The organism is Rhodopirellula maiorica SM1 (genome assembly GCF_000346295.1).
Lineage (GTDB): Bacteria > Planctomycetota > Planctomycetia > Pirellulales > Pirellulaceae > Novipirellula > Novipirellula maiorica.
This window is the reverse complement of the sequence record NZ_ANOG01001121.1, coordinates 1-8,566: the sequence shown is the minus strand read 5'-3', so window position 1 is coordinate 8,566 and position 8,566 is coordinate 1. Positions and strand designations below refer to the sequence as shown.

Annotated in this window: 5 protein-coding genes and 1 pseudogene; all 6 read left to right on the top strand. The window is 52.3% G+C overall.

Translation table 11 applies throughout. The features are described 5' to 3' along the window. Positions 1-691: sulfatase/phosphatase domain-containing protein (locus tag RMSM_RS35975; protein WP_040771422.1), on the top strand; the 691-nt coding region annotated here is incomplete at its 5' end. Then, positions 684-2,282: pseudogene (locus RMSM_RS43660) on the top strand (golvesin C-terminal-like domain-containing protein); the annotation flags it as partial. The gene RMSM_RS35975 and the pseudogene RMSM_RS43660, both read left to right, overlap by 8 nt. Positions 2,283-2,411: 129 nt before the next feature. Next, positions 2,412-3,782: a Gfo/Idh/MocA family protein gene (locus RMSM_RS43300; RefSeq protein WP_390173752.1), complete on the top strand. Its 1,371-nt coding sequence runs from the start codon at positions 2,412-2,414 to the stop codon at positions 3,780-3,782. A gap of 66 nt (positions 3,783-3,848) precedes the next feature. Beyond that, on the top strand, positions 3,849-4,916 hold the full coding sequence (locus RMSM_RS35965; RefSeq protein ID WP_236622442.1) for a 3-keto-disaccharide hydrolase: 1,068 nt from the start codon (positions 3,849-3,851) through the stop codon (positions 4,914-4,916). 145 nt (positions 4,917-5,061) lie between these two features. Then, the gene (locus tag RMSM_RS35960) at positions 5,062-7,356 is read left to right on the top strand and encodes an FAD-dependent oxidoreductase (RefSeq protein ID WP_040771425.1); all 2,295 of its coding nucleotides are present in this window, start codon (positions 5,062-5,064) and stop codon (positions 7,354-7,356) included. 223 nt (positions 7,357-7,579) lie between these two features. Continuing rightward, positions 7,580-8,566: FAD-dependent oxidoreductase (locus RMSM_RS35955; RefSeq protein WP_040771418.1), on the top strand; the 987-nt coding region annotated here is incomplete at its 3' end.

The following is an 8,566-nucleotide window of genomic DNA, read 5'->3' as shown; positions in this document are numbered from 1 at the left end:
CGACGACAATGTTGGGCGTTTGATCGACTGTTTGAAGCAGCTGGGACTGATGGAAAACACCATTGTCATTTACACATCAGACCAGGGCTACATGCTTGGCGAACATGACTACATCGACAAACGCTGGATGTACGAGGAGTCGATGCGAATGCCGTTGATCGTTCACTTTCCGAAAGCTTATGGCACCGGATTGAGATCAGACGCCCTGATCAACAATACCGATTTTGCTCCAACCTTGATCGATATTGCCGGTGGCGAGGTCCCGAGTTACATGCAAGGCACAAGCCTCAAATCGATCCTCGAAACTGGAGTCGAACCCGAAGGTTGGCGGCAATCGACGTACTATCGGTATTGGATGCACATGGGCAGCCGACATGCCAACCCTGCTCACTTTGGAATCCGGACAAAGAAATACAAACTGATTTTCTATTACGGCGCGTATTACAAAACCAAGGACAAGATTAAGCAGGACGGGTGGGGGCGTTATGACTTTGACACGCCTGCAGCCTGGGAGTTCTACGACCTCGAAAAGGACCCGCAGGAAATGCAAAATGAGTATGGGAATCCGAAGTACCGAGAGATTATTTCGAAGCTGAAGGAAGAGCTCAAAAGCAAACGCAAGAAGCTAAACGAAGAGGACGGCGATTATCCACATATCCAGAAAATTATCGACGAACATTGGAATGATTAACCTTAACAAAATGACGCACCTCGGCATGTTTGTCCTGGCTCTATCCATCGCCTCAACGGCTTGTGGAGCGAGTCAAGGCGAGGAAGAAATTTCACTCAATGGAAACTGGAAGTTCTATGCCATTGATGGAGAAGGATCCAACTACATGGATATCCAGGAGTCGGATACGGACATCGTTATTGATAACAACGATGCAGATGTTCCGGCAAAAAGGACATGGAAGGCATTAAAGCAGGGCGTCCGAAATTCAAGATTTTATCGTGAAGACTATCAGCAGCACAATTTTACGCTGACCAACCTCAAGGGCGCGAATAAGGAAGATAACTCTTACTTCAGATTTTATCCGAAGTTCAAAAAATCGGGTTACTACGAAGCCTTCACGAGGTACCCCTTTGCATCCCACTTGACTGTTCAGTACCACGTGAAGCACGCCCAGGGCATCACCACGAAGTATGTGAGCCAACGTGTCTTTTGCAACGGGTGGAACAGCCTGGGCATTTATCGGTTTGACCGTGATGACGAGAACTATGTGGAGCTAACCTCGATCGTCAGCGGGGGCGTTGCGGCAGACGCGGTGATGTTCCGCGAAATCTCCGAACAGAAATACCTGCGGGCCAAGCAAGAGCCGGACCTTGTTTATCGAAGCGATTTTGATGATTCGGATTGGCACGACCTGGAGGTCCCCGGGCACTGGGGCATGATCAATGAGTTTTCAAACTACACCGGAAAGGCGTGGTATCGAAAAGCGATCGAGCTTCCTGAGAGTTGGAAGAAGCGATCGGACGAGAGGTATTACTTGAAGTTCGGCGGGGTCTACCACCTTTCGACGGTTTACCTGAACGGCAAGTTTATCGGTAAGCAAAGAGGTGGCTTCACGCCCTTTGAGTTTGATGTTACCAACGCCTTGAACTTCGACGGAGAAAACATCCTCGCGGTTCAAGCCGATAACAGCGCGATCGTTGGTGCCACCTGGAATTGGGGAGGCATCATTCGTGATGTGTCTTTGGTGAAAAACAAGGACGTCCGGATTGACTACCAGTACATTCACGCGGAGCCGAACCTGAGCACCGGTGCCGCGAAACTGACCCTCAAGGTGAGGGTTGAGAACAACTCTGCTGAAGCAAGGACCATCGGTGTCGATTCCCGAATCAAGGACGGCGTGGAGATAGATGCCTTGAAAGGATCGATCCGAATCGGACCGAACTCCCATGAGGATATTGTGCTCGAGACTGTGCTCGATTCTTCGCTGGTCGAACGATGGCATTTCGATAACCCGAAGCTGTATCAAATCGACACGAGTATTTCCGACGGGAATACGATCCTGAACCGAAAGACCGACAGCTTCGGTATCCGGAAAGTGGAGCTCACCGATTCCAGGATGTTGCTCAACGGTGAACCTGTACGCCTGGCTGGATGCAACCGAGTGAGTGAACACCGCTATTGGGGTTCTTCCGAGCCGTTGCATGTATTGGAACAGGACGTGGATCTTATGAAGGAGGCTGGAGCCAACTTCATGCGGATCATGCACGGGACGCAGAACAAAAAACTCTTTGAAGTTTGCGACCGGAAGGGGATTTTGATCTTCGAGGAGGTCAACGTGCGGGACTTGGAACCTGGCGACAGGATAGTAGTTGGCTCGGAACTCGTCGTTGTCCTATTGAACTTGTTATTTTCACCTCCAGCCTCGTGTCTTAAAATTGAGTCCCATCGAATGAAACACATGAAACGACCCACCGTGTCCCGCCGCGGATTTCTTATCCAAGGGAGCGCAGCGACCGTTGCCGCTGCGACTGCCTACCATTTTGCCGCCCCTTCGGCGTCGGCTCAGTCGAATAATGCGCGCCCGCGATCGGCATTGATCGGCATCGGTGGAAATGGAAGCCGGACGGCTTCGGTTCATCAAGAGCACGCCGACTTGGTTGCGCTATGTGACGTCGACAAATCGCATTTGGATCACGCAAACGAAACTTTCTGCAAGGGCAACGCGGACACATACTCTGATTACCGAGAGGTTTTATCGCGAAGTGACATTGATCTCGTTCAAATCTCCACGCCTGATCATTGGCACGCCAAGATTCTGATCGAGGCGATGCTTGCGGGCAAAGATGCCTATTGTGAGAAACCACTGACGTTGACCATTGATGAAGGCAAACTGGTTCGGAAGATTCAAAAACAAACCGGTCGTGTTGTACAAGTAGGTACGCAACAACGCAGCAGTTTTGACTTGTTCAACAAAGCACTGGCGATCATTGCGGATGGACGACTCGGAAAGCTGAAACGTGTTACTGCCAATATCGGATCCGCGGGGTGGAGCCCGGAAATTCCCATTGTCGATGTGCCTGAGTCACTGGACTGGAATAGTTGGCTTGGCCCCACCCCAGAAATGCCCTATCGCTATCTGGACAACCCCAAGAAAGGTCCGGGCAAGGGGTTCACAAACGGGCACACCCAGTTTCGCTGGTGGTATGAACACTCCGGTGGCAAGCTAACCGACTGGGGAGCCCATCACGTTGATATCGCTATGCTGGGAATCGCTGCCGCCGGCCAGAACAATGACCCCGTATCGGTCGATGGATCGGCTGAGCATGGAGTCGAATTCAAAGATGGCGTGCCCCAGCAGAATGACCGTTACAACACCGCCAGAAAATTCGACTTGACTGTGGAGTTCGCTGCTGGCGATGTCGTCATGGCCATCCGCAGCGAAGGTGATAATGGAATTCTCTTTGAAGGAGAACTTGGACGCATCTTTGTCAATCGTGGAAAGCTGGTGGGAAAACCGGTGGAAGAATTGGCTAACAATCCGCTTGCCGATGACGCAGTAGCAAAAATCTATCGCGACTTGCCGATGGAAGGGAACAACCGCGAAGCCCATTGGGCCAACTTCATCCATTCGATCGAGAATCGTGCGCTGCCGATCTCAGACGTTCATTCCCACATGAAGATGCTGAATGTTTGCCATCTGGCGGGAATCTGCTGTCGACTGGGACGCAAGATCCAATGGGACCAAGCAACGGAAACGATCGTAGGCGACGAACTTGCCGCCAGCATGATGAAACGACCCTATCGTGAGGGCTTTGAGATTGAAATGTAGTAAGGATTCAGTGACACGAAGCACTGACATTACTTGAACGATCTCCTTTTAAACCGAAAGGCTGAAGTGAATTCCTCCCAGCAAATCTATCGAGTCGTCTTGTGTGTATCAGTCCTCTTGCTTGCGTTCGAGGCTCCCGCGACCGGCATGGCTCAGTCTTCCGAACCAGTCGACCAATCAAATCTGGATGACTCCAACCAACAGGCGAAGGATATCTCTCCTAAATCGAAGCCGAAGATCAAGAAATATCCTAATGCTTTGGTATGGAATAACGCAGAAACAGCTTCGATTGATTTCCCTGAATCGAAGTTCATTGGCGAATATCGAAAAGGTTCGAAAACGCTGCAGGTTACGACGACTGAACGTCGCTTTTATATTTCGGTCTACGAGGGCGGGCTGCCTGGTGATGGTTGGGACGGCACGTCCATCGCGCACGACTGGTTTGAATCCGATGGCATCGAGGACTATCTAACCGGATGGACCAAAGTCGATCGTAGCGCGGGTGTCGTTGGCAAAAAACCACCGGCAGATGCGATCGTATTGTTTGACGGAATGAACACCGAAGCATGGGCCAACGCGAAAATTGCAGACGGATATATGAAAGCGGGCGCCAAAACCAAACAGCACTTCCAAGACTTTCAACTCTACTTTGAGTTTCTGGTTCCGCTCAAGCCAGAGCTACCGATCAGTCATCCACATCGCGGTAATAGCGGCGTATTCGCACTGGGGGCATACGAAATCCAAATTGCCGACACGTTTGGTCTGGATCCCGATCCCAAAGCATGGCGAGATCGTCCCATGCTGAAGCCAGTCGATACCTGGTGCGGCAGCGTCTACGGGATTCGCGCAGCTGAGATTAACATGTGTTTGCCACCGTTGACTTGGCAAAGCATGGAAATTGAGTTCAAGGCAGCTCGATTCAAGGATGGGGAGAAGGTTACTCCCGCTGTCATCTCACTGCTCCACAACGGTGTGAAAGTTCTCGACAACGTTAGTCTTCCCAGAGGCACAGGCGGCGGACCGGCTGGACCACGCCCGGAAGTTGCCGAAGGCCCCATCCTGCTTCAAAACCACGGCAACCCAAACCTGTTCCGGAATATTTGGATCACTCCCTTGAGATCACCCCCACAATAAAACATCAAACAGGATCACCGATCACACCGCGTTGAAAATCACTTTTGACAAAGTGACGAACGAGACAAGCCGACTCATCCGTGTCGCTCCCCGTGTGTCCGTCTCCTGCCACTATTTCGACCAACCGATTTACACAGAGAAAAAAATGCTGAAGTATCTAATCGCGATCCAATTCGTCATTCAAATTGTGTTTGTTCAAGCTTCCTTGGCGCAACAGGTGCTTGTTGAAGCGGAGTCATTTGCGGAGCACGGTGGCTGGAAACTGGACACGCAATTCATCGACTCAATGGGGTCACCCTACTTGCTCGCCCACGGGTTGGGTCGTCCGGTGGATGACGCTTCAACCAAGGTGACTTTCCCTGAAACAGGAGAGTACAGAGTTTTTGTGCGAACAAAAGACTGGGTGGCGCGATGGGAAGCCAGCGATGCACCCGGAAAATTCCAGATCGTCATCAACGATAAACCACTCAACGAGATCTTTGGGACACAGGGAAGACAGTGGCATTGGCACGACGGCGGAAGCGTTCAAATCGACGCTTTGGAATCGGAAGTCACGATTCGTGATCTTACCGGGTTCGATGGACGTTGCGATGCGATTCTGTTTACGAAAGATGACAACCCGCCGCCCAATACTTCTGATATCCTGCCGCAATGGCGACGCGATCTCCTGAACATCGACAATGAGCCGATCAGGCACGAAGGCTACGATCTGGTTGTGGTCGGTGGTGGTTACGCCGGGATGGGAGCGGCGATCTCTGCAGCTCGGATGGGCTGTCGCGTTGCGCTGATCCAAAATCGACCGGTGCTGGGTGGAAATGGTTCCAGCGAGGTCCGTGTCTGGGCCAAGGGACACATTCGTCGTGGAAAGTTCCCCCGTATCGGAGAAATCATCGAGGAATTCTGCGATCGAGCGACCAAGTCACCTGCCCCCTACGAAGAGTTTGAGGACGCCAAGAAAGAACGTGTCGTTCGAGCCGAAAGCAACATTGATCTCTTCCTGAATCATCACGCTTTCAAAGTCGAAACGAAAGACAATCGCATCACGTCCGTTGGCGCATTCGATACCAAAACCAGTCAGCATAAGAAGTTCCTTGGTCAATTCTTTGTCGACTGTACTGGCCACGGCACCGTGGGTTATCTGGCGAAAGCCGACTGGGAGATGACACCCGAAGGACGAATGGGCATGAGCAACATGTGGACTTGGGATGAATCCGAGACTGCCAAGTCATTTCCGGAAACTCCCTGGGCCCTTGACCTCAAAATGGAGGACTTTCCCTATCCGCGGAACCATCACGGCGAATGGTTTTGGGAAAGCGGATTTGACAAGGATGCAATCAACGATGCAGAAGGAATTCGCGACTGGAATCTGCGTGCCGTCTACGGTGCGTTCAACGCAATGAAGAATCGCGGTGGTGCCGAGGAACACAAGGGTGCATTCTTGACGTGGGTCGCCTACGTCGGTGGGCCACGCGAATCAAGGCGACTGATGGGCGACATCATCCTGACCGGTGATGACGTCGTCGAAAAACGCGATTTTGTCGATGGTTGCGTGCCAAGTACTTGGTCGGTTGACCTGCACTATCCCAAACAACAATACGCCGACAAGTTCCCTGACAACCCATTCATTTCGATTGCGGAGCACGACAAGAGGGTCGACCGTGCCTACGGATATCCTGTTCCGTATCGCTGCTTTTATTCAAGAAATATCAGCAACCTTTTCATGGCGGGCCGCAATATCAGCATCACGCACAAAGCACTTGGCACAACCCGTGTCATGAAAACGTGTGGCATGATGGGCGAGGTGGTTGGCAAGGCAACCAGTGTTTGCGTTCGTCACGACTGCCTGCCTCGCGACGTGTATCAATCGCACTGGAGTGAAATGGAGCAGTTGCTGCGTCTTCCCGGAAAGACGTACCGCGAATCGGTTGATGCCGAGTTCGTTCATCCGGGCGACGCTTTGCCCATGGCCGATGGAAGCGGGCAGGCTAAAGGCACCAATCCGGATTCGTTAGACGGCATTGTTGTCGACGATCGCGATGCGATCAAAAGCAAGGTTTGGCGGAGCGAGTTCGCGCTTCCCGGCTTCATTGGCACCGGCTATGTGGTCGCAAGGGATCGCGATGCATCAACGATCCGTTTTCCCGTCAAGATTCCATCGTCGGATCACTACGAAGTTCGGATTGCCTATCAGGCTCACCTCAACCGCGGTTCCAAGGTTCCTGTCAAAGTGGAGTACGGCGAAAAGACATCGAGTTCTTTGGTCAACATGAAGAAGCCCCCACAGGACGATGGATTTCATTCGATCGGAACATTTGCGTTCACCAAGGGCGAAACCATTTTCGTTCAACTGTCATCTGAAGGCGCAGGCGGCAATGTCCAGGCCGACGCGGTTCAGCTGTTGCCCGTCGATACAAATGCAACGCGCAAAGTCTTCGATTGATGGAACAGCGAAAACGAAAGAATCTGAGTCCAACTGAATCGGAAGCATCGGAAGAGCTACTCGCTTCAATGACTTGCTCAGAAAAAGTGGCAATCAAGCCAAATGGATAGCGCTCGTTTCACGCTATTATCAAAGGTGACCGCATGTCGATATTTCGTGATGGAGTGCTGGCGTGCAGTCTCCAGTCCCAACATTCAATCTAAGATGAGAACCTAGGCATTTGATGAAGTCAAAAACACGATTGGAATTTCAACTGGTTGTTTGCGGAGGCGGCATTCCAGGGATTTGCGCGGCGATTACGGCAGCACGTGCTGGCGTGCGTGTTGCGCTGATCGAGCAACGTCCGATCCTGGGAGGCAATTCAAGTAGCTTTGCACTCGTCCCGCCACACGGTGCTGCTTCCATGTGGCATAACCGCATGGCGCGCGAAGGAGGAATCCTTGAAGAGCTGCTGATGGAGTATGCAAAGCGTTCGCCAGTCGCGGATAATCGACGCATTTGGGATTTGATCCTACGTGAATGGTGCGAACGGGAGCCCAACCTGGATCTTTATCTGAACACCCGACTGGATGACTGTGAGACGGACGACAATCGGATTCGTTCGGTCGATATCACTCAGCATTCGACCGAAAGTTCGTTCCGCCTGGTGTCTCCCCTGTTTGTCGACGGAACCGGCGACGGGTTGCTTGCCGCGGCTGCAGGTGCCGACTTCCGAATTGGGCGTGAGGGGCGAGATGAATTTGGAGAGTCGCTGGCGCCTCCGCAGGGCGATGACAAGACGCTTCCTTGTGCGCTTTACGTGGTCGCCCATCGACGCGAACACCCGATTCCTTACTCACCGCCCGAATGGGCAGTCACGCATGATGACTGCGGCGCGTTCCCGCACCGGCCTCATGTGGTTGACAAGTTCTCGCAAGGAAAATCGCTGAACCAAGACGGTTCGGCGATTCAATTGTTCTGGTGGTTTTCGCTCGGCGGCGAGCGCGACACCATCAAGGACAGCGAAGAGATCTACCAGGACCTTGTCAAAGAGGCGATGGGTGTGTGGGATCACCTTAAGAATCGTTGTACGCCTGAAACGCGAAAGGCGATGGAATGCTACGAGGCAGTGTGGTGGTCACCGTTCCCACTGCGCCGCGAATCTCGACGTGTCATGGGCGACCACCTGCTGATCGAGAAAGACATCTTTGAGGCTCGCTTGTTTGAGGAT